The sequence below is a fragment of the Aminobacter sp. GW821-FHT11F06 genome (assembly GCF_058808215.1).
In genome coordinates, this window is record NZ_JBXARL010000011.1 from 39,167 (window position 1) to 63,162 (window position 23,996).

The 23,996-nt window shown below is 62.5% G+C and carries 27 protein-coding genes and 1 tRNA gene; 15 read left to right on the forward strand and 13 right to left on the reverse strand.

Features of this window, described 5'->3' with window-relative positions; translation table 11 throughout:
• Positions 1–53: 53 nt before the first annotated feature.
• Complete coding sequence (locus AC1RTB_RS23150; RefSeq protein ID WP_492881504.1) at positions 54–386, reverse strand: antibiotic biosynthesis monooxygenase family protein; 333 nt, start codon at positions 384–386, stop codon at positions 54–56.
• A gap of 335 nt (positions 387–721) precedes the next feature.
• Here AC1RTB_RS23150 and AC1RTB_RS23155 point away from each other — a divergent pair, with 335 nt between their 5' ends.
• On the forward strand, positions 722–2,131 hold the full coding sequence (locus tag AC1RTB_RS23155; RefSeq protein WP_492881505.1) for a lipopolysaccharide biosynthesis protein: 1,410 nt from the start codon (positions 722–724) through the stop codon (positions 2,129–2,131).
• A complete protein-coding gene (locus tag AC1RTB_RS23160; protein ID WP_492881506.1) occupies positions 2,131–3,414 on the forward strand; it encodes a GNAT family N-acetyltransferase in 1,284 nt (427 codons plus the stop codon). The genes AC1RTB_RS23155 and AC1RTB_RS23160 overlap by 1 nt, the downstream gene beginning before the upstream one ends.
• On the opposite strand, the gene AC1RTB_RS23165 is transcribed toward AC1RTB_RS23160, so the two are convergent.
• The gene (locus tag AC1RTB_RS23165; protein WP_492881507.1) at positions 3,411–5,042 is read right to left on the reverse strand and encodes an AMP-binding protein; all 1,632 of its coding nucleotides are present in this window, start codon (positions 5,040–5,042) and stop codon (positions 3,411–3,413) included. The genes AC1RTB_RS23160 and AC1RTB_RS23165 overlap by 4 nt on opposite strands.
• 222 nt (positions 5,043–5,264) lie before the next feature.
• Between AC1RTB_RS23165 and AC1RTB_RS23170 the strand changes: the two genes are divergently transcribed.
• Positions 5,265–5,573 carry a hypothetical protein gene (locus AC1RTB_RS23170; RefSeq protein WP_492881508.1) on the forward strand — a complete coding sequence of 103 codons (309 nt, stop codon included), beginning with the start codon at positions 5,265–5,267 and terminating at the stop codon, positions 5,571–5,573.
• Between the two features lie 77 nt (positions 5,574–5,650).
• Here AC1RTB_RS23170 and AC1RTB_RS23175 read toward each other — a convergent pair whose 3' ends face one another.
• Positions 5,651–6,466, reverse strand: coding sequence for a rhamnan synthesis F family protein (locus AC1RTB_RS23175; protein WP_492881509.1), 816 nt, complete (start codon positions 6,464–6,466; stop codon positions 5,651–5,653).
• On the opposite strand from AC1RTB_RS23175, the gene AC1RTB_RS23180 reads away from it, so the two are divergent.
• Positions 6,465–6,893 (forward strand): hypothetical protein, encoded by a 429-nt coding sequence (locus tag AC1RTB_RS23180; RefSeq protein WP_492881510.1) that lies wholly within the window; start codon positions 6,465–6,467, stop codon positions 6,891–6,893. The two genes, AC1RTB_RS23175 and AC1RTB_RS23180, sit on opposite strands and share 2 nt — an antisense overlap.
• A 233-nt stretch (positions 6,894–7,126) precedes the next feature.
• On the opposite strand, the gene AC1RTB_RS23185 is transcribed toward AC1RTB_RS23180, so the two are convergent.
• Positions 7,127–7,211 (reverse strand) — tRNA-Leu (locus tag AC1RTB_RS23185).
• A 229-nt stretch (positions 7,212–7,440) separates the two neighbouring features.
• Between AC1RTB_RS23185 and AC1RTB_RS23190 the strand changes: the two genes are divergently transcribed.
• Both AC1RTB_RS23190 and AC1RTB_RS23195 read left to right on the forward strand, forming a co-directional pair.
• Positions 7,441–8,028, forward strand: a complete 588-nt coding sequence (locus AC1RTB_RS23190) for a YqaA family protein (RefSeq protein WP_492881511.1) — start codon at positions 7,441–7,443, stop codon at positions 8,026–8,028.
• A 22-nt stretch (positions 8,029–8,050) separates the two neighbouring features.
• Complete coding sequence (locus tag AC1RTB_RS23195) at positions 8,051–8,566, forward strand: disulfide bond formation protein B (RefSeq protein WP_492881512.1); 516 nt, start codon at positions 8,051–8,053, stop codon at positions 8,564–8,566.
• A gap of 149 nt (positions 8,567–8,715) precedes the next feature.
• Here AC1RTB_RS23195 and AC1RTB_RS23200 read toward each other — a convergent pair whose 3' ends face one another.
• Both AC1RTB_RS23200 and AC1RTB_RS23205 read right to left on the reverse strand, forming a co-directional pair.
• Complete coding sequence (locus tag AC1RTB_RS23200; RefSeq protein ID WP_109578336.1) at positions 8,716–9,273, reverse strand: HNH endonuclease; 558 nt, start codon at positions 9,271–9,273, stop codon at positions 8,716–8,718.
• A gap of 118 nt (positions 9,274–9,391) precedes the next feature.
• Entirely contained in the window at positions 9,392–10,045 is a 654-nt protein-coding gene (locus AC1RTB_RS23205) for a DNA-3-methyladenine glycosylase family protein (protein ID WP_492881513.1), read from the reverse strand.
• A gap of 75 nt (positions 10,046–10,120) precedes the next feature.
• Between AC1RTB_RS23205 and gluQRS the strand changes: the two genes are divergently transcribed.
• A complete protein-coding gene (gene gluQRS / locus AC1RTB_RS23210; RefSeq protein WP_492881514.1) occupies positions 10,121–10,996 on the forward strand; it encodes a tRNA glutamyl-Q(34) synthetase GluQRS in 876 nt (291 codons plus the stop codon).
• Between the two features lie 35 nt (positions 10,997–11,031).
• Here gluQRS and AC1RTB_RS23215 read toward each other — a convergent pair whose 3' ends face one another.
• Complete coding sequence (locus AC1RTB_RS23215) at positions 11,032–11,571, reverse strand: hypothetical protein (protein WP_492943841.1); 540 nt, start codon at positions 11,569–11,571, stop codon at positions 11,032–11,034.
• A 51-nt stretch (positions 11,572–11,622) separates the two neighbouring features.
• Positions 11,623–11,910, reverse strand: coding sequence for a hypothetical protein (locus AC1RTB_RS23220; RefSeq protein WP_492881516.1), 288 nt, complete (start codon positions 11,908–11,910; stop codon positions 11,623–11,625).
• 214 nt (positions 11,911–12,124) lie between these two features.
• Between AC1RTB_RS23220 and AC1RTB_RS23225 the strand changes: the two genes are divergently transcribed.
• On the forward strand, positions 12,125–13,018 hold the full coding sequence (locus AC1RTB_RS23225) for a DMT family transporter (protein ID WP_492881517.1): 894 nt from the start codon (positions 12,125–12,127) through the stop codon (positions 13,016–13,018).
• Here AC1RTB_RS23225 and AC1RTB_RS23230 read toward each other — a convergent pair.
• Positions 12,985–13,836, reverse strand: coding sequence for a YihY/virulence factor BrkB family protein (locus AC1RTB_RS23230; RefSeq protein WP_492881518.1), 852 nt, complete (start codon positions 13,834–13,836; stop codon positions 12,985–12,987). The two genes, AC1RTB_RS23225 and AC1RTB_RS23230, sit on opposite strands and share 34 nt — an antisense overlap.
• 129 nt (positions 13,837–13,965) lie before the next feature.
• On the opposite strand from AC1RTB_RS23230, the gene AC1RTB_RS23235 reads away from it, so the two are divergent.
• The 7 genes from AC1RTB_RS23235 to AC1RTB_RS23265 all read left to right on the forward strand — a co-directional run bounded on the left by AC1RTB_RS23235 (position 13,966) and on the right by AC1RTB_RS23265 (position 19,411).
• Positions 13,966–14,826 (forward strand): SDR family oxidoreductase, encoded by an 861-nt coding sequence (locus AC1RTB_RS23235; RefSeq protein ID WP_492881519.1) that lies wholly within the window; start codon positions 13,966–13,968, stop codon positions 14,824–14,826.
• A 32-nt stretch (positions 14,827–14,858) separates the two neighbouring features.
• Positions 14,859–15,053 carry a twin transmembrane helix small protein gene (locus AC1RTB_RS23240; protein ID WP_492881520.1) on the forward strand — a complete coding sequence of 65 codons (195 nt, stop codon included), beginning with the start codon at positions 14,859–14,861 and terminating at the stop codon, positions 15,051–15,053.
• 6 nt (positions 15,054–15,059) lie between these two features.
• A complete protein-coding gene (locus AC1RTB_RS23245) occupies positions 15,060–15,641 on the forward strand; it encodes a cob(I)yrinic acid a,c-diamide adenosyltransferase (protein ID WP_492881521.1) in 582 nt (193 codons plus the stop codon).
• Positions 15,642–15,713: 72 nt separating this feature from the next.
• Positions 15,714–16,490, forward strand: a complete 777-nt coding sequence (locus AC1RTB_RS23250; RefSeq protein WP_492881522.1) for a rhomboid family intramembrane serine protease — start codon at positions 15,714–15,716, stop codon at positions 16,488–16,490.
• A 222-nt stretch (positions 16,491–16,712) separates the two neighbouring features.
• On the forward strand, positions 16,713–17,462 hold the full coding sequence (locus tag AC1RTB_RS23255; protein ID WP_476785323.1) for an electron transfer flavoprotein subunit beta/FixA family protein: 750 nt from the start codon (positions 16,713–16,715) through the stop codon (positions 17,460–17,462).
• A 24-nt stretch (positions 17,463–17,486) separates the two neighbouring features.
• On the forward strand, positions 17,487–18,416 hold the full coding sequence (locus tag AC1RTB_RS23260; RefSeq protein ID WP_492881523.1) for an electron transfer flavoprotein subunit alpha/FixB family protein: 930 nt from the start codon (positions 17,487–17,489) through the stop codon (positions 18,414–18,416).
• Between the two features lie 113 nt (positions 18,417–18,529).
• Positions 18,530–19,411 carry a 3-hydroxybutyryl-CoA dehydrogenase gene (locus AC1RTB_RS23265; RefSeq protein WP_492881524.1) on the forward strand — a complete coding sequence of 294 codons (882 nt, stop codon included), beginning with the start codon at positions 18,530–18,532 and terminating at the stop codon, positions 19,409–19,411.
• Positions 19,412–19,443: 32 nt separating this feature from the next.
• Here the strand turns inward: AC1RTB_RS23265 and ugpC are convergent, their stop codons facing one another.
• The 4 genes from ugpC to ugpB form a co-directional block, all read right to left on the reverse strand.
• A complete protein-coding gene (gene ugpC / locus AC1RTB_RS23270) occupies positions 19,444–20,490 on the reverse strand; it encodes a sn-glycerol-3-phosphate ABC transporter ATP-binding protein UgpC (protein WP_492881526.1) in 1,047 nt (348 codons plus the stop codon).
• Positions 20,490–21,338, reverse strand: coding sequence for a sn-glycerol-3-phosphate ABC transporter permease UgpE (ugpE, locus tag AC1RTB_RS23275; protein WP_492881527.1), 849 nt, complete (start codon positions 21,336–21,338; stop codon positions 20,490–20,492). Before ugpE ends, ugpC begins: the two co-directional genes overlap by 1 nt.
• A 177-nt stretch (positions 21,339–21,515) precedes the next feature.
• Positions 21,516–22,400, reverse strand: a complete 885-nt coding sequence (gene ugpA, locus AC1RTB_RS23280; RefSeq protein ID WP_492881528.1) for a sn-glycerol-3-phosphate ABC transporter permease UgpA — start codon at positions 22,398–22,400, stop codon at positions 21,516–21,518.
• Positions 22,401–22,616: 216 nt separating this feature from the next.
• A complete protein-coding gene (gene ugpB / locus AC1RTB_RS23285) occupies positions 22,617–23,927 on the reverse strand; it encodes a sn-glycerol-3-phosphate ABC transporter substrate-binding protein UgpB (RefSeq protein WP_492881529.1) in 1,311 nt (436 codons plus the stop codon).
• Positions 23,928–23,996 lie beyond the last annotated feature (69 nt).

The following is a 23,996-nucleotide window of genomic DNA, read 5'->3' on the forward strand; positions in this document are numbered from 1 at the left end:
TTCAGCGGCGACCTAACTGGTCGCCGTTGCTGTTTTTTAGAGCCAATCCAGCCCTATATGTGCCGGTAGTTGGCGATATCGGCCTTGATGCCGAGCCGTGTGATCAGCTCCTGCGGGTTGAAATTCGCTTGGGCGTGCATCGCCTGGACCTTGGCCTTGGCCGGCGCGATTGCAGCCTCGCTTTCCCACTCGACGATCGTGATGATATTGTGCTCGCCTGCTACCGACGGCTGCTCCAGCAGCATGTCCTGCAGGAAGCCCGGCTGCACTCTCAACAGTTCATGCGTCTGCTGGACCTTGCCGAGAAATTCGGCGCGCGCATCATCAGGAACCGTGAACCTGTCGACCCGGTAGACACGTTGCGTCTTGCTTGCGTTTTGACCCATCTCTTTTTCCTCTCTTCGCTTTGACAGGAACGACTTGTGCGACCTCAACCAAAGTTGAGGTCAAGCGTGATTTTCAGATCGCCGAGAAATTTTTGAGGGACCTCAGCACGGCTCGCTGTCTGCCAGTTCAATGAGGTTGCGCAGGACAGCCAACCCAAGGCTGTTCATGTGCCTTGCGCCCAAGCGCAATGTCGATGCGCCAAGCTCGCCGGCGTCGATTTGCATTCCTGCTGGGCTATCATTGCGCTGCCCCTGCCCCAATCGCCGCCCAACCGTTTCTTAATGGCTGTCAGCTACATGCTGTCTGCGAAAACCGCGGAAGATGGAGTGTTTGGGTGCGTTTTTCCGCAGCGATGACGGCTGAGCGGTGGTTGCCGGGGCAGATTGCCTCGCGCGTCACGCCGCTGTTGCGCCGCGTCGACGCGGTGCTGTTCAGTTCCGACGGACGCGGCGAGGCCGGGCGCATGTCGCTCATTGCCTTTGCCGTGCGCATCGTAAGTGCGGCCATCGCCTTCGTCAGCCAGGTGCTTCTGGCGCGCTGGATGGGCGGCTTCGAATACGGCATCTTCGTGCTGGTCTGGGTGACGATGGTCATCGTCGGCTCCCTGTCGTGCTTCGGTTTCCACACCTCGATCATCCGCTTCGTCTCCGAATACCGCGAAAAAAGCATGCTCGCCGAATTGCGCGGCGTTCTTTTGGCCAGTCGGCTGTTCGTACTGATCGCCTCCACCGCGATCGCAGCCCTCGGGATCGCAGGGGTCTGGCTTTTCTCCGGCAGGATCGAAAGCTACTATGTCGTGCCATTCGCGCTCGGCATGTTCTGCCTGCCGATGCTGGCCCTGTCGGACGTGCTGCAAGGCCTCGCCCGCGCCAATTCCTGGCCATTCTCGGCGCTGGTGCCGACCTACATCGTGCGGCCGGTGCTGATCCTCGTCTTCATGGCGGTAGCCGTCATGGCAGGCTTGGCACCAACCGCCGAAACCGCTGTCATCGCCTCGATCGCCGCCACCTACGTCACCACGATCGTCCAGTTCGCCCGCGTCACCTCGCGCGCCGACAAGCGCATCCCGGCGGGTCCGCGCAATATCCGGCTCGGCTACTGGCTCAAGATCTCGCTGCCGATCTTCCTTGTCGAGAGCTTCTTTTTCCTGCTCACCAATGCCGATGTGCTGATGGTCGGCGTCTACATGGACCCCGACAAGGTCGCTGTCTATTTCGCCACGGTGAAGACGCTGGCGCTGGTCCATTTCGTCTATTTCGCCGTCAAGGCCGGCGTTGCCCAGCGCTACGCGCAGATTGCCCATGGCGAGCCGGAAAAGCTGGCCGGCTTCGCCCGCGAGACGGTGTCGTGGACGTTTTGGCCGTCGCTTTTGATGGGGGTGCTGGTGCTGTTGTTCGGCCAGCCGCTGATCGGCATGTTCGGCCCCGGCTTCGATGAAGGTTATCCGCTGCTGTTCCTGCTGGTGGCAGCAGTCGTCGCGCGCTCGGCGGTCGGGCCATGCGAAAGCCTGTTGACGATGAGCGGCTACCAGAATGTCTGCGCCATGGTCTATGCCGGCACCCTTGCCCTCAATATCGGCCTCAACGTCGTCTTGATCCCCGCGCTCGGACTTTGGGGCGCTGCGATCGCCACCTCGGCGGCGATGATCTTCGAGGCCACGGCACTGTCATTCACCGTATGGCGCGCGCTTGGTATCGTCATGGTCCTGTTCATCCCTGTCCGACGCGCGCTGGAGAAAGCCTGATGGCGGCCATCCCGCTTCTCGAAGAGACCAGTGGCGGCTCGGTCGGGTCGATGATCGCCGGCATCGCCGGCGTTCCAGCCGACCTCGCCGACCTCGCCCATCTCGAATTGACCGCCAGCGAGCGGCCGCTCAGGCGGCTTGCGATCTATCCGGCGTCCGCCGGCTTCGACCTTGTCGAGGAACTCGACCACCTCTGCGCCCGCACCATCGAACCCAACGTCTTCTTCAATCCGCGCTTCCTGGCACCCGCCATGCCCAGGCTGGAGGATCGCGAGGTGCGCCTCGCCGTCATCCGCGATGGCACCGAATTCCGCAGCCGGCTCAGGCTGCTCGTGCCCTATTCGGTCGAAAAGCCAGCGATACCACTCGGCGTGCCGGTCATGCGGACCTGGTCGAGCCCGTTTGGCCCGCTCGGAACGCCGCTGCTCGACCGCGACGACCCCGAAGGCGTGATCGCCGATTTCTTCGCCATGCTGGCGAGGCCCCATCTCAAGCTGCCGAAGGTGTTCGTTCTGCCCGACATGCGCCTTGACGGTGCTGTGGCACGCATGCTGAGCGCCACCGCCGAAAGCCGGGGGCTGCCTCTGGTCATCACCGGCCAGTTCGAGCGCCCTTTCCTTGAAAGCGATGCCGAAGGCGAGGACTATCTCAAGGCATCGCTCGGCACCCGCCACTACAAGGAATTCCGCCGGCTGGGACGCAGGCTCGCCGAACAGGGCGTTGTCGAGCACAAGGTCGCCCGCACCCAGGACGACGTGCGCCACGCCATCGAACAGTTCCTGACGCTGGAAGCATCCGGGTGGAAGGGCCGCCAGCGCACCGCCATGGCGATCGACCGCTACCGCGCCGCCTTCGCGCGCGAGGCGGTGCACCGGATGTCCGAGCAGGACATGTGCCGCATCCACACACTCACGCTCGACGGCCGCACCATCGCCAGCCTTGTCGTCTTCGTCGAAGCCGGTGTCGGCTACACCTGGAAGACCGCTTATGACGAGGCGCTGTCGGCTTTTTCGCCGGGCGTTCTGTTGATGATGGCGGTGACCGCCCAGCACCTCGAAGACCCCAACATCATGATGACCGACTCCTGCGCGGTGCCGGACCACCCGATGATCGGCAAGATGTGGAGCGAGCGCAAGCCGATGGGCACCTTGGTTGTCGGGCTGACCCCCGACGCCGACCGCGCCACGCGCCAGGCCGCCTCGCAACTGCATCTCTATCGCGAGACACGCAAGCTCGCGGCCAAATTGCGCGATCGGATGCGCGGCCTGCTCAAGAAGCGCTAGACCTTCTTTGCCTCGCGCTTGGCCCGGTCGCGGAAAATGCGGCGGATGACCTTGCCGGTGGTGGTCAATGGCATGGAATCGACGAACTCGACCTCGCGCGGGTATTCATGCGCCGACAGCCGCTCGCGCACCCAAAGCTTGATCTCCTCGGCGAGCGCCGCATCGCCCACAACGCCGTCCTTGAGCACGACATAGGCCTTGACGATCTCGGTGCGCAGCGCGTCGGGCTTGCCCACGGCAGCGGCGAGCGCCACCGCCGGATGGCCGGTCAGGCAATCCTCGATTTCGCCGGGGCCGATGCGAAAGCCGGCGGAGGTAATGACGTCGTCATCACGGCCAAAGAAGGAAACGTAACCGTCCTTGTCTTCGATGCCCTGGTCGCCGGTGGTCATCCACTCGCCGATGAATTTCTTTTCCGTCGCCTCCGGGCTTTGCCAATATTCGAGGAACATCACCGGGTTGGGCCGGGCGATGGCGATCTGGCCTGATACGCCTGATGGCACGCGGCGGCCATCGCCATCGATGATCGCGACATGGTGGCCGGACACGGCCTTGCCGATGGCACCGCCACGGCTGACGCCAAGGGCGGCACAGGAGGCAAGCACCGCATTGCATTCGGTCTGGCCGTAGAACTCATTGACCACAAGCCCGAGCTCGGCCGCAGCCCAGTCGTAGGTCTCGCGGCCAAGGGCTTCGCCGGCCGAGCCTATGCTGCGCAGGTCAAGCCGGAAGCGCTTGCGAATGTCAGGCACCACCTTGAGCATGCGCAGGGCGGTCGGCGGGATGAAGGCGTTGCGCACCTTCATCTTTTCCATCAGCAGCAGCGCTGCCTCGGGATCGAACTTGTCGAAACGGGCCGCGACGACAGGCAGGCCGAGATAGAGGCCGGGCAGCAACAAATTGAGCAAGCCGCCGGCCCAGGCCCAGTCGGCGGGGGTCCACATCAGGTCGCCAGGCTGCGGCAGGAACTCATGCGCCATCTGGATGCCGGGCAGATGGCCAAGCAGCACGCGGTGACCGTGCAGCGCGCCCTTGGGCGGACCAGTGGTGCCGGAGGTGAAGATCATCATCGCCGGATCGTCAGGGCCGGTGTCTTCGGCTGCAAAGACCGGCGAATGCGAAGCGAGCAGGCGGTGGAAATCACCGATGTCACCACCACCAACCACCACGACGGTCTCGAGTTCCGGCAACCGGCCGCCGATCTGATTCAGCTTGGCGAAGCCGGCCTCATTGGTGACGATCGCCCGGACACCAGCGGTTTGCAGCCGGTATTCGAGCGCCTCGACACCGAACAGCAGCGCCAGCGGCACGGCAATGGCGCCAAGCTTGTAGATCGCGACATGGGCTATCGCCGTCTCGAAACTCTGCGGCAACAAAAGGGCCACGCGGTCGCCACGGCGCACGCCCTTGGCGCGTAGCGCATTGGCGAAGGCATTGGATCGGCGCGAAAGCTCGCCGAAGGAGAGCTTTTCCGCCGCTCCGTCGATACGGTAGTCGAGCAGGGCTGTGCGTTCAGGATCGACAGCCGCCCAGCGGTCGGAGACGGCGGTGCCGATGTTGAACTTTTGCGGGATATTCCAGCGGAAGTCGCGATAAAGGGCGTCGTAAGTGTCGCGCCGTTCGAGCATGGACAGTCGTCTCCGCTCCTCCGCGAGGGGATTTGGCGTCAGGCACGAAGCCCTCGGCCACAATGAACAGGCTGTCGCGTAGCTTTTGCCGCAAGGCGCGTCAAGACATGCAACCAGTAGTCGGCCCTGCGGCCGCCCGTGCGAACATTTGCAACCGGACCAGACCAAGCAACGCTTTCGTGGTAAAGTGCCGCCCCTGGTCTTTCTGCAAAGGGGAACGCCATGAAGTCGAAGACTTTATTGTATGCGGCGCTTGCATTGGCCCTCGCCATGACCGGCACTGCCGTCGCCAGCAAGCTCATTGGGAACGGCAGCCCAATCAGCAAGGCCGTTGACGCTGGCATTGCAATTGCTTCCAAAATCATCGGCAACGGCTACAAGGAGGACCCCGTCGCCTGTAAGCTCACCTCCGAGTGCGATGGTCAATCTGCGATAACAAAGGCCGAGCCGCCCGCCGCTGTACAACCCGCGGGGCAGCCAACGCCGGTGAAGCCGGTTGCTGCAGGAATGACGCTTGCGAAGCCCAATTGAGGTAACTTCGCTATCCGCCGGCCAAAGAAAACCCACCTCTTGCGTGAGACAACCCAAGGGGCGGGATTTGGCATCTGCTACGCCTGGGGCGTATTGCGAAACCAACGGACAATACGCCCAAATTTACCCCGCGAGCTTGTCTTGCGGGCGAAATCGTAGTGCTCGTTGATGACGGCTTCGTCGGCCGGATTGGCGCTCGAAGCCACCTTTCGTCCAAGCGCCAAGGCACCCAGCATCATGCTTCGCTCCAACGCATGCGCCAGCGTGCAGTCCACTTGCCCGCCTTCGGCTTCGAAATCGGCGTCCTGGAAATCCAGATCGATGATCGGCTGGAGCACATCGATACGGGCCATGAACATGGTTCCCGCGAAAAAGCCGCCGTCAAAAACCTGCTGCTCGGTCAATCCCAGACGCGAGCCGATGGCCAAGACCGTAGTTCGGTTTCCGCCAACATACTTGGCAATCGACAGAAAATGACCGTCAGGTCCAACTATTCCCAACGAGGGGTCGCTCGCGAAGGCTCTGATCGAGCGCTCCACTGCATCCGGGCGAAGGAGAGCTTCAAGCATGACGCGACGCCACGCATCCCCATCAGCCCGATGCAGCGATTTCTTGGTGTGAACCTTGACCGCAAGATCAAAGCCCTCGGCGCGGACAGCTGGAAATATCCGCAGGAATGGAAGAACGTCCCTGCCCCGGTTCTCGGCCACTTGAAGGGCAAAGTCCCGTCCACTTGCTTCGAGCCGCAGGCGCACCGCCGCCTCGCGATCAGCTACTGTCGTTACAAACAGCTTGTGGCGCGCGGGAAGCGCGCGCACGAGGTCGAGGATTTCATCGAAGGCCTCCATGTGGAACGCATGGACGACGATCGCGACCTTGAGCTCGTCATGCATGCGTGATGCCTTGTGCTTGGCCAATACGTCCCTCGATGCAATGCAGCGATGGCACCGTCAAGAAGCCGGCTGCACGCGCACGCCATCTGCCCATGACGATCAACGGTTTACAAAAAAACTGGAACTGTTCGCAACGAGCAAATGCACTATGCTTTTTGCCAGAAGTGCATCGCCTGCTGGTAGCGAAGATCAGGCGCGGCCGCACGAGCGGACAATGCCGCCTCGACGCCAGTTTGGAGCGTCGCCATGCTTCTACCCAACGAAAAAGGACGATCCCGCAGAACCATCCTTTGGTTGCTGGCTCAACCGAGCCTTCTCGCAGCGCCGATCGGGCTTTGCTGTGCAAGCCTATCTGGCAATCGATCCGACGACGATAGCGCCCATGACTACCACAGTGGCAATTGTCGCAAGCATGGTGATTGTCTGAATAACCCCGATAGTGGCACCTGCTGCCACTACTGCAGCTATGGCTACAGCGGCTATGGCCACCAGCACAGGCCTTTTTCGGACAACGTCGATCATGGGATTCGATCCTTTTTCTCTTTCCCGCAATCTAACCGCTCGCTTTTGAAATGCCATATCGCGCACCTGCGACATGAGGACTGTGCAGGGCAGGCGCGATTTTTTGCGTCGGACAAAAGGGCGAATTTGAAAAGCTTTTGGTGCCCCTAGCCGGAATCGAACCAGCACTCCTTGCGGAACTCGATTTTGAGTCGAGCGCGTCTACCAATTCCGCCATAGGGGCCCTGTCCTAGATGGACAGAATGGACGCGGACTATACGGTTGAGCAGCCCTCCGTCAACTGGGCAGCGGCGTCTTTGTGCAAGTTGATGCAGCAATTGCACCACCTTCAACGGCGCGATCATGCGACAGATTGTGCCGGTTACCGCAGCTTGTGCATTCGTGAAGGCCTCACGCATTGTGCGCCCCAGCAATTCTTCCTACACAGGCAGCGCACATTTCAAGGGGGCCCGATGCTTCGCCAACTCTACGACTGGACCTTGTCGCTCTCGGCAAGGAAATCCGCCGAATGGTGGCTGGCCTTCATCGCCTTCGTCGAAAGCTCGATCTTCCTCGTGCCCGCCGACGTGCTTTATCTGCCGATGGCGCTGTCGCGCCCCGACAAGGCCTATCGCTACGCCATCGTGGCGACAGTGGCCTCGGTGCTTGGCGGCATCGCCGGCTGGTATATCGGCCACTACGCCTTCGAGGCGGTGGCAAAGCCCGTGCTCGAATTCTACGGCAAATATGACGAGTTCGAAGCGCTCAAGGTCGCTTCCGGCACCGGCATCATCCTGCTCATGCTGGTGACGTCGGGCCTGGCGCACCTGCCACCGATCAAGGTGGTGACGATCCTCGCCGGTGTCGTCGGTTTTCCGCTCGGCTGGTTCATCGTCTCGGCGATCATCGCCCGCGGCGCCCGTTTCCTGTTCCTCGCCTGGCTGCTCCGGACCTATGGCGAGCCGATCCGGCACTTCATCGAAAAGCGCCTTGGGTTGCTGGCCAGCCTCGCAGCGGCCGCCCTCATTTTGCTTTATCTTCTCGTCAGATACCTGCACTGACACAACAGTTCGGACCAAAGACATGACCTCGCTCGCCTCCGAAACCGGCCGCACCCAGACGCTGACCGCCTCCTTCCTCGCGGTCGCGATGGCTGCGACCGTCGGCACGGCACTCGGCTTCCAGCACATCGGCGGCTACATGCCCTGCAAGCTCTGCCTCGAGCAGCGCATGCCCTATTATGTCGGCGTGCCGCTGATGGCGGTGGCAGCACTGTCGTCGGTCATGCGCGGGCCGGCCTGGTTGACGCGCGGCCTGCTGATCGTCGGCGGACTGCTGATGCTCTACGGGCTCTATCTCGGCGGCTATCATGCCGGCGTCGAATGGCGCTGGTGGCCGGGCCCAACCGACTGCGCGGCGGTCAGCGGCGTGATCGACACCGGCGGCAAGGGCCTGCTGGGCATCCTCAACGAGGTCGTGCCGCCGCGCTGCGAGGATGCGGCCCTGCGCGTGCTTGGCCTGTCCTTCGCCGGCTGGAACGTGATCGCCAGCGCCATCCTGGCCGCGATCGCCTTTCGCGGCGCGTTCGCGAAGGCTTGATGGTCATTTCCTTCTCCCCGTTCACGGGGAGAAGGTGGCTGAGCGAAGCGAAGCCGGATGAGGGGCAACGCCAACGTTCGAGAGCTTGTGCTGCCCCTCATCTGCCTGCCGGCATCTTCTCCCCGTAAACGGGGAGAAGAGCGAAAGCCTCAAGGTTCCAGCTCGACATCCCAGTAGAGATAATCCATCCAGCTCTCGTGCAGATGGTTGGGCGGAAACAGCCGGCCGTTGTTGTGCAGGTCGTGCACCGTCGGCTGGAACGGCTTTTGCAGCGGCCACATCTTGGCCTGCGCCGGCATCAGCCCGCCCTTCCTGAGATTGCAGGGAGAACAGGCGGCGACGACGTTTTCCCAGGTCGTTGCCCCGCCGCTGTGGCGCGGGATGACGTGATCGAAGGTCAGATCCTCCGGCGTACCGCAATACTGGCACTGGAAACGATCGCGCAGGAACACGTTGAAACGGGTGAAGGCGGGATAGCGCGACGGCTTCACATAGTGCTTCAGGCTGACGACGCTGGGCAGCTTCATCGAAAAGGTCGGCGAAGAGACCGCGTGGTCGTATTCGGCGACGATGTTGACGCGGTCAAGGAACACCGCCTTGATCGCGTCCTGCCAGGACCAGAGCGACAAGGGGTAGTAGCTGAGCGGACGGTAATCCGCATTCAGCACCAGCGCTGGGAGCCCATCCGGAGACACGGCAACCGTCACTTCGTCTACCTCCTTGGTCCTCGAACCTAACGGTACGAATACTGTAAGCCCGAGGTGACAGGAATGTGAAGCGCCTAGTCGGTCATAAAGCCTGTCAAAAAATCGCGATTTCGCGGATTCAGGCAGGATTTCCGGCCGGCGGCGCGCCATCGCGACCGCGGGTCTCACGATAATACGCCCAGAACAGCCGCGAGGCGACCCCTCGCCACGGTGCCCATGATTCGGCAAGCCGAATCAGTGCCTTTTCGCCGGGGCGCGGATCGATGCCCAGCGCATGGCCGACAGCCGATTGCAGGGCGACGTCGCGGGCGGGGAAAATGTCGGGGTGCCCGGCGGCAAACAGCAGGTAGACCTCCGCCGTCCATGGGCCGATGCCGGGAATGGCGACCATCGCCGCCATCGCTTCCTCTGCGTCGAGCTGGCAAAGCCCGTCGAGGTCGAGACCATCGCTGGCAGCCTGCGCAACCGCCAGCAACGTGCGCTGCTTGGGCCTGGACAGGCCGGCCTCGCGGAAGACGCCCTCGCCGGCGGCAAGCAGCGCTTGCGGCGTCAACGGATCAACGAGAGCGGAGAAGCGACCGAAGATCGCCCTGGCGCTCGCGGTCGACACCTGCTGGGAAACTATGATCGAGGCAAGGCTGGCAAAACCTGGTTCGGTCAGCCTGAGCGGCACTTCGCCCGCCATGCCGCGCACAGCGTCCAGCCGCGGATCGAGCGCACAAAGCGCATCGAGGCCGAGATTGACGTCGTCGAGATTGGAGATCCGGCGCATGGCGTCTCTTGTGAGGTTGCGACGAGCAACGTAGCAATCGGCAACGCAACCGTTCAATCCGAAACCGCAACGCTCATGACTGCTCCTGTCTTTCGCTTCGCGCCGAGCCCGAATGGCGAGCTGCATCTGGGCCACGCACTGTCGGCCCTGACCAACCAGCGCATGGCGAAGGCAGCCAGCGGGCGGCTGTTGCTGCGCATCGAAGACATCGACGTCACCCGCTGCACGCCGGAATTCGAGGCCGCGATCTTTCGCGACCTCGCCTGGCTTGGGCTTGGCCGGGAAGAGCCGGTGCGGCGCCAGTCCGAGCATTTCGGTGAATACCAAGCAGCACTGGAGCAGCTACAGCGGGAAGAGCTGGTCTATCCCGCCTTCATGAGCCGTGGCGAAATCCGTGGCGCGATCATGGATCATGAGGCCACGGGCAGAAGCTGGCCGCGCGACCCCGATGGCGCGCCGGTCTATCCCGGCAATGACAAGGCGCTGTCGGCACGGGAGCGCAAGCAGCGCATCGATGCGGGTGCGCCGTTCGCCTGGCGGCTCGACACGGCGGCAGCGCTGGAGCGGCTGAAAAGTCCCCTGCATTGGCGCGAATGGACGAACGAGGACATGAACACCGCATCGGAGATTGTTGCCGATCCGCTGCAATGGGGCGATGTGATCATCGCGCGGCGGGAGATCCCGACCAGCTATCATTTGTCGGTGGTCGTCGACGATGCGCTGCAGGGCGTGAGCCATGTCGTGCGCGGCCAGGACCTGTATTTCGCGACTTCGGTGCAGCGGCTGCTGCAGGAAGTGCTTGGTCTGCCGCAGCCAATCTATTTCCACCACCGCCTGGTTCTCGGGCCGGACGGGCGCAAGCTGTCGAAGAGCCAACGCGACACCGGCCTCAACGCGTTGCGCGAGGCCGGTGAAACAGCAGATGACGTCAGGCAACTGTTGGGATTCTAGTTAGGCAGCGCTCGCATCCGGATCGCGCGTTGGCTTCAGCATGGGACCGACATGGACTTCACCCAGGTCGCGGCATGGATCCCCGACACTCTCCGCTCGCTTTGCTCGCTCACGAGGTCGAGGATGACGGCCTTCATGAATCGCTTCGGCCAGTGGCCAAGCTCGATGCCTCTGGCAACCGCTAAAGCCAGCGCTTCCGCCAGTCGCCAAGGCCTGCGTCTCCGCCCACCGTCGAAGCCGGCGCTTCCGCCCACCGTCAAAGCCGGCGCTTCCGTCCATCGCCAAAGCCTGCGCCTCCGCCAATCGCCCTGCGCCTCCGCGAGTCGCCAACGTTCGATATCAGCGGAAACGTCCCCGCAATCCGTCATCCTCGACCTCGCGAGCGAGCAAAGCGAGCGGAGAGTGTCGGGGATCCATGCCGTTACGATGAAAATATCGGTGGCGGCGCAGAACATGCTGCCTTCAGTTGAGCGACGCAGTTGCTCGGTGGCGGGTCCTTCGACAAGCTCAGGATGAGGACGGTTGGTGCTGTCGACCCAAAGCTGACGGCTCGTAGAACAGGATTTCAGCGCCAACATCCCTCATCCTGAGCTTGTCGAAGGACGCACGACCTCCCAACCGGCCGCTCAAAGCCGGGCGATGCCTGCCTTGAGCAACGCCAGAACCGTGATGAAGACGAAGGCGCCGCCAAGGCCCCAGGCGGTGGCCAGGCTCAAATTGCGCAAAGTGATGCCGTAGCTGTTGGCAGCCAAGACCGCTCCGAAGAAGCCGGCGGTGAACAGCACCATGTTGCCGGTCGGGCCGAAGCCATCCTCCTTCATGATGGCGTCGAGCGCCGCGCCGAAGAAGAACGCCATGACGGCGACGAAGGCGATCGCCATCATCAACCAGCCCGGATCCAGATTCCACAACATCCGCTATCCTTTCAGAGGCCGACATGCCGGTATGCAGGGGACAGTTTCCACCGGGACGCTTCCCGGGCATGCGTCATCAGGATCGGGTCGTCAGATCAGGTCTGGTGAATCTATGGATCAATCGTTTCATTTTGCTTGTTCTAATATTCGGCATTAGAGCGATTTCGATAAACTTCCTTTCCGGGCGCGGCGTCCGGTGACGCTCGGGGCACTCATGACGTCCACTCCAAAGCGGCTGATCCCGGCGACCTTCGTGCTGCTGTGGGCGACGGGCTTCATCGGCGCGCGCTACGCCATGCCATGGGCGGAGCCGTTCACCTTCCTCGCGGTGCGGTTCGTCCTCGCCTTCCTGATCCTGGGCGCGGTGATGCTGGTTATGGGCTCACGGCGACTTCCACGACGCGCAGCCCTCAATGCCGTGCTCATCGGCATGCTGCTGCACGGGGTCTATCTCGGCGGCGTGTTCTGGGCGATCCACCAGGGTCTGCCGGCGGGGCTTTCAGCACTCATCGCCGGCCTCCAGCCGCTGGTGACGGCGGTGCTGGCTGGCAAGCTGCTTGGCGAAGAGATCCGCCCGCGCCATTGGGTCGGGCTCGGTGTCGGCTTCGTCGGCGTGGTGATCGTTTTGTCGCCAAAGCTCGGCACGCTCGGCGGCGGAGTGACCTGGCAGACGCTGACCGCCTCGCTGATCGCCATGGCCGGCATCAGTGCCGGCACCATCTGGCAAAAGCGCGTCGGCTCGACCGGCGATCTCGTGACCGGCACCTTCTGGCAATATGTCGGTGCAGCGATCCTGATGGCGGCTGCCTCGATGATCTTCGAGACGCGCCAGATGACGGTCAATGGCGAGCTGATCTTCGCCATGACCTGGCTGGTTTTCGTGCTGTCGATCGGCGCCATCTTCTTGCTGATGGTGATGATCCGCGACGGCGCGATGTCGAAGGTCGCCTCGCTGTTCTACCTCGTGCCGGCGGTGACCGCCGTCATCGCCTGGCTGTTGTTCGGTGAGGAGCTGTCACTGGTCCAGCTTGTCGGCATGGCGATCGCCACACTCGGCGTGGGCCTTGCGATGGCTCAGCCCGGAACGCGGGCGCGGGCTTCGAGGTAGCGGCTGATCGCGGCGTTGAGCTCGCCGCCAAGAATGAAGATCGCCGAGATGATGTAGAGGAACACCACCGCGATCATGATCGAGGCGAGGCCTGCATAGGTGGTGACATAGGACGCGAAGGTGTCGAGATAGGCGGCGAAGATCGTCGAGCCGATGAGCCAGGCGATCAGCGTGAAGACGATGCCCGGTATGATGCTGAGGAAGCGGCGACGGCCGGCCGGCAGCCACATGTGCACGGCAAACAGGCCAAAGACGATGACCCCCGAGGCGATTGTGAAACGCCACACGGTGATGGTGCCCATATAGGGCTGGATCCACACGAACTTGGCTTCGAGGATGCGCGCGATGATCGGCGCGAAGACCAGGAGCACGGAGATGGCAACGAAGCTGATCGTGGCGATGAGCACGAAAAACAGGCTTTGCGTGCGGCGGAACCAGATGGTGCGTGTTTCGGTGACGCGGTAGGCCCGGTTGAGCGAGGTGCGCAGCGCCTCGACGCCGTTGGAGGCGAAGAAGCCGGCCAGCAAAACACCGTAGGTCAAAAGGTCGGAGCGCTGCACTGTCAGCACGTTGACCACCTCGCGCGCGATCGGCTTGGCGATCTGGTCGGGCCATGTGTCGAAAACCAGATGCACGGCGGTTTCGGCAAAAGCGTCGGCGCCGAGGAAGCTTGCCAGTGTGGTGGCGAAGATGAGGAACGGAAACAGCGCCATCAGCGAGGAGATCGCGACATGACTGGCCATCGCCCAGCCGTCGTCGTCATGAAAATGACCGGCTGCGTCAAAGAGCACGCGCCTCGTGGCGACGATCCTGCGCATCAGGTCCAGTTTACTGCTCCGTCCAATTGTTTCCAGGGCGCGAATATGGGAAGGGTTTGCCCCAATTGGCAAGTAGCGCATCGGCCCGAAAATCGGCAAGGTTTCCGGAAAGCATAATGCGCAGATTCAATGATTTGCTGGAGCGTCGTGAACCCGATCAAGGAGTTACGCACAATAATCGTGACCGGCGCGTCTTCGGGCATCGGCGCTCATTGCGCCCGTGCGCTGAAGGCCGAAGGCTGGCGCGTGTTTGCCACCGCCCGCAAGGCCGAAGATCTGGCGGCACTGGAAGGCGACGGCCTCGAAGCGCTCTATCTCGACTACACCGAACCCCAGTCGATCGAAGCGCTGGTAACAACCGTTCTGGAACGCACCGGCGGCACCCTCGACGCGCTGTTCAACAATGGCGCGCATGCCCAGCCGGGCGCGGTCGAGGACCTGCCGATGGCGGCCCTGCGCGACCAGTTCGAGGCCAATTTCTTCGGCTGGCATGATCTCACCCGCCGCATCGTGCCGGTCATGCGCGCGCAAGGCCATGGCCGCATCGTCAACTGCTCGTCCATCCTGGGGCTGACGCCAGTGCCCTTCCGTGGCGCCTATTCCGCCTCCAAGCACGCGCTCGAAGGGCTGATGCTGTGCATGCGCCAGGAACTGGCCGGCACCGGCATCCATGTCTCGATGATCGAGCCGGGACCGGTGAAGTCGAAGATCGCCACCAACGGGCTCACCTGGTTCCTGCGCTACATCGACCGGGAGCACTCGGCGCACCACGAAGCCTATCGCGCCCAGCTCGACAGGCTGAGCAGCGGCGGCTCCACGTCGCGGCTGAAGCTTGGCCCCGAAGCGGTTCATGCGGTATTGCGACACGCCCTGCTGTCGCCGCGCCCGCGTCCGCATTATGTTGTCACCATCCCGGCGAGAATCGGCGTCGTGCTGAAGCGGATCTTGCCCGCCTCGCTGCTCTACAAGATTTTGGCCCGGCAGGCCTGAGCCGGCAGCGGCCAGCAGAACTGGAACCTAACATGGCAACCGTATTCCACATCATCGCCATCGCCTTCATGTTCGCCGTCGTGGTCGTTCTGATCCGTGGCCTGATCAACATGCTGCGCGGCGGCTCCGGCACCACTTCCAACAAGCTGATGCAGGCGCGCGTGGTGCTGCAGGCGGTGGCGCTGGTCTTCATCCTGCTAACGCTCTACTTCACGCGCGGTGGCTAGGCGAACATGGTCAAGCTCAACAAGATCTACACCCGCACCGGCGACGACGGCACGACCGGGCTCGGCACCGGCGAGCGCCGGCTCAAATCCGACCTGCGCGTCGAGGCCTATGGCGCGGTCGACGAGGCCAATGCCTGCATCGGCATGGCGCGCGTGCACACCGCCAGCGAGCATCCCGAAATCGACGCCATGCTCGGCCGCATCCAAAACGACATGTTCGACCTTGGTGCCGATCTGTCGACACCCGACACCGGCAAGGACTTGGGCTACGAGCCATTGCGCATCATCGCCAGCCAGACCGCCCGCATCGAAGCCGACATCGACCGGCTCAACGCCGATCTCGCCCCGCTCAGATCATTCGTGCTGAATGGCGGCTCACCGGCTGCCGCAGCGCTTCACCTCGCCCGCACCGTCGCCCGGCGCGCCGAGCGCGACATGGTGGCGCTGGCGCAAGACCCGGAAGAGCACGTCAACCGCGAGGGCATCCGCTACATCAACCGCGTCTCGGACCTGCTGTTTGTTGCCGCCCGCGTGGTCAATGACAACGGAAAAGCCGATGTGCTATGGGTGCCCGGCAAGAACCGCTGATTGGTCTGAAAGTTTGAATTTGCGCATCGATTTCGGGTCGATGCGCTCGCCGGGAGGGCGGAAGCGAGCCGCATGTTCATTCCGCTCTACGATTCTAACCATCTGCGCCACATCCGGCTGCAATATGTGACCTTCGCGCTGATCGCCATCAACGTCATCGTCTATCTGGTGACGACGCTTGGCGGCGAGGATTTTGCCACAGCGACGGTGCTGGGGCTGGGCTACATCCCCTCGGTGGTGCATGACCTTGCCGAGCTGTCGCCCGATCTCATCGTCATTCCCGAAAAACTGAGTTACCTCACCTATTCCTTCCTGCATGGCGACATCTTCCACCTCGGCGGCAACATGCTGTTTTTGTGGGTGTTCGGCGACAATGTCGAAGACGCGCTCGGCCATTTCCGCTTTCTCGTCTTCTACCTGCTTTGCGCCGCTGCCGGCGCCTTCCTGCACGGACTGATCCTGCCCGATTCCGAAATGCCGCTGATCGGCGCCTCGGGTGCCATCGCCGGCATCGTTGCCGCCTATCTCATCCTCTACCCCAGGGTGAAGATCTGGGTGCTGGCCTTCGCCCGTATTCCGCTGCGCATCCCCGCCTGGATACCGCTGATCCTGTGGGTCGTCTTCCAGTTCGCGATGATCGCCATCGGCGGCGATGACGAAGTCAGCTGGGCAGCCCATGTCGGCGGCATCATTGCCGGCGCCATTCTGGTGCTCATCCTGCGCCGGCGCGACGTGCCATTGTTTGCCGAGGCCGAAGACGCCGTGCCACCCCCCGACAAGGCCGAAGCACCTGTCGTGCCCGAGCCGGCAACGCCCGAGCCGCCAGCGCCGCGCTGGGGGCGGCAATAACGCGTGAGAGCCCTGCCAGTTTCAAACGATTTGAGCTTGAAGCGGATATTGACGCTCCCTTCGCCCCCAACTACGTTCCGGCCCGCTTGCGGCAGCCTCCCGCCACCAAAAGCGTGAGATCAAGTCTATTTTTCCGCCCAATATGTCGGCAATCGACAATTGCGTGGGCCCGAGCGCTGCTATAGCGCGCACAATATCGCTGTTCAGAGAGGTACCAAGCCCATGAAAGTTCTCGTCCCGGTGAAGCGGGTTGTCGATGCGAACGTGAAGGTGCGCGTGAAGAGCGACGGCTCAGGCGTTGAGCTTGCCAACGTCAAGATGGCGATGAACCCGTTCGACGAGATCGCGGTCGAAGAAGCGATCCGCCTCAAGGAAGCCGGCAAGGTCGAAGAGATCATCGTCGTTTCGATCGGACCTGCCCAGGCGCAAGAGACGCTTCGCACCGCGCTCGCCATGGGTGCTGACCGCGCGATCCTGGTCAAGGTCGACGAGGCTGTCGAGCCTCTCGGCGTCGCCAAGGTGCTGAAGGGCGTGGTCGAGGCAGAAAAGCCCGGCCTGGTGCTGCTCGGCAAGCAGGCGATCGATGACGACAGCAATCAGACCGGCCAGATGCTGGCAGCCCTTCTGGGCTGGGCCCAGGGCACCTTCGCCTCGAAGATCGAACTCGCTGGCGACAAGGCCAATGTGACGCGCGAAGTTGACGGCGGCCTGCAGACTGTCGAGCTCAAGATGCCGGCGATCGTGACTGTCGATCTGCGCCTCAACCAGCCGCGCTATGCCTCGCTGCCCAACATCATGAAGGCCAAGAAAAAGCCGCTCGACGAGAAGTCGGCCGCCGATTTCGGCGCCGACGTCGCCCCGCGCCTCAAGGTGCTGAAGACCGAAGAGCCGAGCGGCCGCAAGGCGGGCGTCAAGGTCAAGACGGTGGCCGAACTGGTCGACAAGCTGCGCAACGAAGCCGGCGTGTTGTAAGCGAAGCGGAAAGGGATCAAAAACATGGCAATTCTCCTCATCGCCGAACACGACAACGCTTCGCTCTCCGACCAGACCGCCAAGGCTTTGTCGGCAGCCCTCAAGATCGGCTCAGACATCGACGTGCTGGTTGCCGGCAAAGGTGCCAAGGCAGCCGCTGACGCGGCAGCCAAGCTCAAGGGTGTTCGCAAGGTTCTGCTCGCCGAGGCCGACGAGCTGACCGAGCGCCTGGCCGAGCCGATGGCGGCTCTCGTCGTTTCGCTCGCGCCCAACTACGACACCATCATTGCCGCCGCGACCTCGACCGGCAAGAACGTCGCCCCGCGCGTCGCGGCCCTGCTCGATGTCGCCCAGGTTTCGGAAATCATCGAAGTGGTCTCGGCCGACACCTTCAAGCGCCCGATCTATGCCGGCAACGCCATCCAGACGGTGCAGGCGACCGACGCCAAGAAAGTCATCACCATCCGCACCGCCTCCTTCCAGGCGGCGCCCGAGGGTGGTTCGGCAGCGATCGAGACGGTGTCGGCTGCCGCCAATCCCGGCCTGTCGACCTTCGTCGAAAACAAGCTGTCGGAAAATGACCGTCCGGAACTGACCTCGGCCAAGATCATCATCTCGGGTGGCCGCGCGCTGGGCTCGTCGGAGAAGTTCCAGGAAGTCATCCTGCCGGTTGCCGACAAGCTCGGTGCGGCGGTTGGCGCTTCGCGCGCCGCTGTCGACGCGGGCTACGCGCCCAACGATTGGCAGGTCGGCCAGACCGGCAAGGTGGTGGCTCCAGACCTCTACATCGCCTGCGGTATCTCAGGTGCGATCCAGCACCTCGCCGGCATGAAGGACTCCAAGGTCATCGTCGCCATCAACAAGGACGAGGAAGCCCCGATCTTCCAGGTTGCCGACTACGGCATCGTCGGCGACCTCTTCGTCATCCTGCCGGAACTCGAAAAGGCGCTTTGACGCGTCAACGCGTACGGTATTAAATATCGTGGCCGGGGTAGACGAGTGCTACCCCGGCCATTTAGTTTGCATTGCACAAAATCTAATAAGAAGCCTTTGACGGGATAGGTGTGATGACGGGTAAGATCGAGACGATCGGCATTGTCGGCGCTGGCCAGATGGGTAGCGGAATCGCGCATGTCTCGGCGCTGGCTGGCTACAGCGTGCTGCTTTACGACATTTCCCCTGACCGCATCGAAAAGGGCATTGCCACGATCAACGGCAATTTGGCGCGCCAGGTCGCATCCGGCAAGCTTGAGGACCAGGCCCGCAAGGACGCCATGGCCCGCATCTCGTCGGCGCCCGCGATGGCCGACCTTGCCAGCGCCGATCTTGTGATCGAAGCGGCGACCGAAGACGAGACGATCAAGCGCAAGATCTATGCGCAGCTCTGCCCGCAGCTCAATCCCGAGGCGATCCTGGCCACCAACACCTCGTCGATCTCGATCACGCGGCTTGCCGCCCAGACCGACCGTCCCGAGCGTTTCATCGGCATCCACTTCATGAACCCGGTGCCGTTGATGAAGCTTGTCGAGCTGGTGCGCGGCATCGCCACCGAAAACAAGACCTTCGAGACGGCCAAGGCCTTTGTCAGCAACCTCGACAAGACAGTGACGGTATCGGAGGATTTTCCTGCCTTCATCGTCAACCGCATCCTGTTGCCGATGATCAACGAGGCGATCTACACGCTCTATGAGGGCGTTGGCACGGTGGAAGCCATCGACACCGCCATGAAGCTCGGCGCCAATCACCCGATGGGGCCGCTGCAGCTTGCCGACTTCATCGGCCTCGACACCTGCCTGTCGATCATGCAGGTGCTGCATGACGGCCTGTCGGACTCGAAATACCGCCCCTGCCCGCTTCTGGTCAAATATGTCGAAGCCGGCTGGCTTGGCCGCAAGACCGGACGTGGCTTCTACGACTATCGCGGCGAACACCCGGTTCCGACGCGCTGATTTTCGGCTAGGCTGCCGCGAGACGCGGCAGCCTAGACCCGCTTGCCGTCGCTGCCGAAGAAATGCAGCTTTTCGCGCCGGGCAAAGATCGGCAGCTGATCGCCGATCCGCACTTCAGTGCGGCCGGGCACGCGCACCACGATCTTGCCACCGCCGGCCTGGCAATACAGGAAACTCTCGGCACCCACCGGCTCGACGCCTTCAACGTTGGCCATGAGTCTCAGGCCGTCGTTTGACGTGGCTCCATCGGCGCCGACCTCGCAGTCCTCGGGCCTGAAGCCGATCGTCGTGGCATTGCCGGCAACAGTCGGAAGCGTGATGGCATCCTCAAGCTGGCCGTTTCGCAGCGGCAGAAGGTTCATCGGCGGCGCGCCGATAAAACTCGCGACAAAGGTCGAGGCGGGCTTTTCGTAGATGTCGAGCGGCGCGCCTTGCTGTTCGACCAGCCCGGCATTCATCACCACCAGAACGTCGGCCAGCGTCATCGCCTCGAGCTGGTCGTGGGTGACATAGACCGAGGTGACGCCGAGCTTGCGCTGCAGGTTCTTGATCTCGACACGCATCTGGCCACGCAGCTTGGCATCGAGGTTGGACAGCGGCTCGTCGAACAAAAAGACCTTGGGATTGCGCACGATGGCGCGGCCCATGGCGACGCGCTGGCGCTGGCCGCCCGACAGCTCGCGCGGGCGCCGCTCAAGCAGATGGGCAAGCTCCAGCGTCTGGGCGGTGGCGCGCACGCGGCTGTCGACCTCGTCCTTGGGCGTGCCACGATTGCGCAGGCCATAGGCCATGTTGTCGTAGACCTTCATATGCGGGTAGAGCGCATAATTCTGGAACACCATGGCGATGTCGCGCTCGGTCGGACCGATGTCGTTGACCACCTTGCCGTCGATGGAGCAGGTGCCGGCCGAGATGGTTTCGAGCCCCGCAACCATGCGCAGAAGCGTGGACTTGCCACAGCCGGAGGGGCCAACGAGCACGCACAGCGCCTTGTCGGGAATGGCGATGGAGACGCCCTTCACCGCTTCGACCCCGCCGGGATAAACCTTACGTACGTCCTTGAGATCGACGGTTGCCATTATTTCTCCGTATCGACGAGGCCGCGGACGAACCAGCGCTGCATCAGCACTACGACCAGGATGGGCGGCACGATGGCCAGCATGGAAGTGACCATCACCAGATGCCATTCTGTGTCGGCATCGGCGAACGAGATCATCTTCCTGAGTGCAATGACGATGGTGTTCATATCGTTGCGGTTGGTGACGAGCAGCGGCCACAGATATTGCGTCCAGCCATAGATGAACAAGATGACGAACAGGGCCGCGATGTTGGTGCGCGACAGCGGCAAAAGGATATCCCAGAAGAACCGCCATGGGCCTGCGCCATCCACCCTAGCTGCCTCGACCAGTTCGCCTGGAATGGTGAGGAAGAACTGGCGGAACAAAAGCGTTGCCGTCGCCGAGGCGATCAGCGGCACGATCAGCCCGGTATAGGTGTCGATCAGGCCGAAATCGACCATCACCTTGTAGGTCGGCAGAATGCGGACCTCCACCGGCAGCATCAGCGTGATGAAGATCAGCCAGAAGAACGTCATCCTGAGCGGAAAGCGGAAGAAGACGATGGCATAGGCCGACAGCAAGGAAATGATGATCTTGCCGATGGCGATGCCAAGCGCCACCACGGTGGTGTTGAACAGAAGCGTCGCCACGCTGACGCCGCCGATGCGGCCGACACCGCCTAACAGCGCTTCGTAATAGTTCTCAAAAAAGCGGTCGCCGGGCCAAAGCGGCAGCGGCGGGCGCAGGATCGTCTGCAGCGAATGGGTCGAGGCGACGAAGGTGTAATAGATCGGAAACGCCACGATCAGGATGCCGAGGATCAGGACGGCATGCGCGATAAAGGTGCGGATCGGGGATTTATCGATCATGGGCGCAGCCTCCTTCCTTCGCCCCGTTTACGGGGAGAAGGTGGCTGAGCGAAGCGAAGTCGGATGAGGGGCAGCGATGGAGCTGGACCGTCGCGCAAAACGTTCGCGCGCCAGCTCCGCCCCTCATCCCCCTGCCGGGACCTTCTCCCCGTGAACGGGGAGAAGGAGGCTGATCTCTCACCCATAATGCACCTTCTTTTCGACGTAGCGGAACTGGACGGCGGTGAGCGCGATGACGATGACCATCAGGATCACCGACTGCGCCGCCGAGTCGCCGAGGATCAGATTGACGAAGCCGTCATTGTAGACCTTGTAGACCAGCGTTTCGGTCGACTTGCCCGGCCCGCCACCGGTGACGGCGTGGATGATGCCGAAGGTGTCGAAGAAGGCGTAGACGGTGTTGACCACCAAGAGGAAGAACGTGGTGGGCGCCAGAAGCGGAAAGACGATTGTCCAGAAGCGCTTGAATGGCTTGGCGCCATCGATGGCCGCTGCTTCGATCAGCGTCTTGGGGATCGCCTGCAGGCCGGCGACGAAGAACAGGAAATTGTAGCTGATCTGCTTCCACGACGCGGCGGCGACGACCAGCGCCATTGCCTGCGAGCCATCGAGCAGCGGGTCCCAGTTGATGCCGAGCCAGCGCAGGCCGTAGGCGAGCGAGCCGATGGACGGGTTGAACAGGAACAGCCACAGCATGCCGGCGATCGCTGGGGCAACCGCATAGGGCCAGATCATCAGCGTGCGATAGATGCCGCGCCCGCGGATCACCTTTTCGGCCATGACGGCGAGCAGCAGTGCCGTGCCCATGGCAACCGCAGCTGTGGCGATCGAAAACACCGCCGTGACCTGGATCGAGTTGAGGTAATAGGGGTCCGACAGCACCTTCTTGAAGTTGGCGAACCAGACGAATTTCGACGACAGGCCGAAGGGATCCTCGCGCAGCATCGACTGGCGCAGCGCCTGGCTGGCGGGCCAATAGAAAAAGATCAGCGTGATCGCCAGCTGCGGGGCGACCAGCAGGTAAGGCAGGATCTTGTTGGGAAAGACGACGCGTGGGGACAATGAGAGCCTCTCGTTACGCGTTTGTCAGAAGTTGGATGGCCTCTCGGCGACATCCTTCGGGTCAACGTTGGCGCCGCCCCTCACCCTTACCCTCTCCCCGTGAAGTACGGGGAGAGGGGGGCGTCCACTTTGCCGCTTGTCCCTTCTCCCCGTTTACGGGGAGAAGGTGCCGGCAGGCGGATGAGGGGCAGCGCTACGATGACATTCAAGCGAGCGTCAGTTGCCGATCGCTTCCTGGATCGCCTTGTTGCCGCGCGTGACAGTGTTGTCGAGCGCCTGCTGGGCGGTCTGCTGGCCGGCGAGCATCTTTTCGAGCTCTTCGTTTTCGATGTCGCGGACCTGCGGCAGGTTGACGAGGCGAACGCCCTTCGAGTTTTCGGTCGGCGCCTTGCCCATCATCTGCTTGATCGGGATCTCGCGAGCCGGGTTCTTGTCGTAGAAGCCCGACTTCTTGGTTTCCTCATAAGCTGCGAGCGTAACCGGCAGATAGCCCGATACCTGATGCAGGCGGGCCTGGATCGGCGTCTGCGACAGGAAGTTGAAGAAGGCAGCTACGCCCTTGTACTGGTCGTCAGGCAGACCAGCGAAAACCCACAGCGAAGCACCGCCGGGGATGGTGTTCTGCGGAGCACCTGCAGCGTCCGCCTCGTAGGGCAGCTGGCCGGTGCCGTAGTTCATGCCCGACTTCACGACGTCGCCGAGACCGCCCGAGGATTCGGTGAACATGCCGCATTCGCCGGCGAGGAATATCTGCTTGGCTTCAGAGGTGCGGCCGCCATATTTGAAGGTGCCGTCCTTGGCGAGATCGGCGAGCTCCTGGAAGTGCTTGACGAAGGCCGGAGCGTTGATCTTGAGCTCGACATCGGTGCCACCGATGCCATTTTCATTGGTGCCGTAGGACACATTGTTCCAGGCAGCGAAATTCTCGGTATGGATCCAGGTCAGCCAGGTCGAGGTGAAGCCGCAGGGAGCAGCACCGCTCGACTTGATCTTCTTGGCGGCATCCCAGACCTCAGTCCAGGTCTTGGGCGGGTTGTCGACGTCGAGGCCGGCTTTCTGGAAGATGTCCTTGTTGTAGTACAGGATCGGCGAGGACGAGTTGTAGGGGAACGACAGCATGGTGCCGTCGGGCTTCGAATAATATGAAACGATGCCCGGCAGGTACTGGCTCTTGTCGAAGGCCTTGCCGTCCATCGACAGGATCTCGGCGACCGGCTTGATGGCACCCTCAGCACCCATCATCGTGCCCGTGCCGGCATCGAAAACCTGCATGATCGCCGGCGGCTGCTTGGCGCGGAAAGCGGCGATGCCGGCATTCAGCGTCTCGGGATAGGTGCCCTTGAAAACCGGCACGATCTTGTAGTCGGCCTGGCTCTCGTTGAATTCCTTGGAAAGCTTCTCGACGACCTCGTTGTTCGCGCCGGTCATGGCGTGCCACCATGAAATCTCGGTGACTGCGAAGGCGGAGGTGCTGGATAGCAGCGTAATGGTGGCGGCAACTCCGGCCGCGAAGCCTAGGGTCTTCATGTCTCGCTCCCGTTCTGGTTGGCGAAATGTTTAGTTCCGCAAGGAGCAGTATTGTCGGATTATGACAGC